Source organism: Vibrio sp. 10N.222.49.C9 (assembly GCF_041474985.1).
In the GTDB taxonomy this organism is placed as follows: domain Bacteria; phylum Pseudomonadota; class Gammaproteobacteria; order Enterobacterales; family Vibrionaceae; genus Vibrio; species Vibrio crassostreae_C.
On record NZ_JBFRVD010001559.1, the window covers coordinates 1 to 242 of the forward strand.

Consider the following 242-nt stretch of genomic DNA (forward strand, 5'->3'; position numbering starts at 1 on the left):
ATTTAATACTAACGTTCCTGCCCCTAAGTCTGAAGCACCTGCGCCAAAGGCATCCAATCCAAAACTCAAACGAGCTATGGGCTCAATGGGTGATCGATACGCAAGTACCGATCCTATTGAGCAAACTCAAGAGGCGTTCGCTAATGCAGAGCCGGGTATTCCGGTGTTTGTGAGGCAAGAGAGCAACGTGCAATAACCCCAAAACCCGACTGTTGAGTCGGGTTTTTTATTCGGTCTAACAC

General features: G+C 48.3%; 1 protein-coding gene. It reads left to right on the forward strand.

Going from position 1 to position 242, the window contains the following annotated elements:
* On the forward strand, nucleotides 1-196 hold a 196-nt coding region (locus tag AB4585_RS29255), incomplete at its 5' end, for a hypothetical protein (protein ID WP_372172322.1).
* Between the last annotated feature and the right edge of the window lie 46 nt (nucleotides 197-242).